The following is a 2,079-nucleotide window of genomic DNA, read 5'->3' as shown; positions in this document are numbered from 1 at the left end:
CCAACGACCTGCTTGAGTGTTTTCATGTTAATTTTTTGATGTGAAACTGAAAAATCAATAGTGAAACTTCCCTTGGACTTGTCTCCTGATGGATATTCAAGCTGGACTGTAATTCCGCCTTACATTCTGTTCTGTCTTAGGAAGCGAAAAAGAGGAAGGCCATCTCTAAAAATCAGTATGCTAAAAAAGCTACTAAGACAGCCCTAGGCTCTCCCTCTTTTCACTAAATACAGCAAATCTATAAAACAAAAAATGTCTCCTACATTTGCTTGACACAAACATAGGAGACAGCCCCTTCTCTTTTTTCAGGAATATTTATTTGTTGTATTTATAAGTAATATAAGTTGAATAGAAAGAACCATCACGTAACAGGGTTCTTTTTCGGGTTTCTTTAATTGGAAATCCATTTTCATTGAGTTCATATTGAGATGAAATTTTATAACTGTAGTCCATAACTCCTGTATTCAAGGGTTTTACATGAATTTCATCGATCAAAGATTTTGATTTGTCATAAAGTCCGTAAAAAACGAAATCTTCCAAATCCACGGTAGATTCCACATAATCTACCACTTCATCAGATAACCAAGCCAGTGACCATCCTTTTACATTATGAAATGGTGCTTTAGCTTTGGGATCAGTATTATATTTGATACTCACAGTTTGTGCTTCATAAGATCCTGAGCCTTTTTTTGCAGCAATATAAACTTCAACTTTACTTGGGTTTTCCGAACCTGTAAATGTAATTTCTCTAGTCTTTTTATTTTCACTATCATAATAACTAACCACTAATTGATTTCCTTTATAGACATATTCTCTTCTAAATTTAGTGGCAATTGGTTCGACTCCGCCGCTCAGATTTTCAGTTATTTCTTTACTTACGATCCCTTTTGAAACTTCATAATTATAGGCTGTATTTACAGTATACATCCCTAATTTAAGTTCTGAAGACTTAATTACATCTCCAAAGTTCTGATGGTCCTTCTCGAATACATAAGATTTAGAACTCATTTTGTAAGAAGCTCCTTCAGTTCCTTTGACTTCAGAAACTAAATAGTCTCCTTTAAATCTATAATTTCTATAAAAAGAAGTGTTAGTACTACTAGAAAGATAATTGATTTCTACAGGCAATATCAATGATGACTCTTCCTCCTCTTCCTCTTTTTCTTCTTCCTCCTCTTCTACCTCCGTCGGCTCAGGAAAGTAAACTTGATCATCATTATCTTTACAGCCAATAAAAATTGTTAGTGTGAAAAACAAAATAATTTTAGCTATTTTCATGTCAGTAAAAAATTGGTTTCTCAAAATTATTTACTTAATTTTTATTTATAAATACCCAACCTAAGGTATTTAACACTTACTTTAACTAGATAAAACCACCTGTTTTATGAAATATTAAATGCCAAATCAGATTGATTTACAAAATTTAAAATTTATTCTAACCTAAATTATTCTTCCCGCCAAATCAATTATTTTAGAATTTTATTAATCAGCCAAAAACTGATCGAAGGAGATTTTAAGAAGAAAATTAAAAATCATCATAAATTACCTTTCCTTCATCTCGGGAATTTATTTAGCATTTTGGTTTAAGAGCTCTAAATCAACCTTTATTTTTCAATTATTTTTCTAAAAAATATTCTATTCTTAAATATTGACCTTCTAGCCCAAATAGTCAAGTTATTATATTGTTGCATATCAAAAAATTATAAACATAAAATATCTTTTAGGTTAATTTTAAATTCCTTAAAATCAATAATTGCAGTGATATTGATATCCAGTAACAGTACTGTCCTAAATAAATTTTTTGGCATAAAAAATCCTTCTCCATTTGTGTTCAATTGAAGAATTTGGTTAATTACTGGAAAGGTATCCTATGTGTGTTACTAAAAGAGCACATATTGTCCTTTTTTATCGGGAGGTTTTCCTGAAATGAACGGATCATCAGCCCATTTCCACAGATCAATTTTCACGAATATGTTCATCCTGATAAAGTTGACCAGATTCGAGAGGTTCCAATTGTATTTTGCCTTCTTCTGGATGTACTTAAAGAGCAGGATCCCGATAAGTGCAGAGTCCATATTT

At 31.4% G+C, this 2,079-nt stretch carries 1 protein-coding gene and 1 pseudogene; both read right to left on the bottom strand.

Annotation, left to right across the window (positions count from 1 at the left end):
• Window positions 1-315: 315 nt before the first annotated feature.
• Window positions 316-1,278, bottom strand: coding sequence for a hypothetical protein (locus tag CRT24_RS14375; protein ID WP_099371914.1), 963 nt, complete (start codon window positions 1,276-1,278; stop codon window positions 316-318).
• Between the two features lie 602 nt (window positions 1,279-1,880).
• Window positions 1,881-2,079: pseudogene (locus CRT24_RS20925) on the bottom strand (hypothetical protein); the annotation flags it as partial.

The organism is Sphingobacterium sp. 1.A.5, assembly GCF_002734235.1.
Taxonomy (GTDB): domain Bacteria; phylum Bacteroidota; class Bacteroidia; order Sphingobacteriales; family Sphingobacteriaceae; genus Sphingobacterium; species Sphingobacterium daejeonense.
Note: the sequence above shows the minus strand (reverse complement) of the source record. Positions and strands in the feature narration are given on the sequence as shown.

Coding starts and splice junctions, on each gene's coding strand:
- CRT24_RS14375 (WP_099371914.1), bottom strand. CDS start 1,278: ATGAAAATAGCTAAAATTATTTTGTTTTTCACACTAACAATTTTTATT.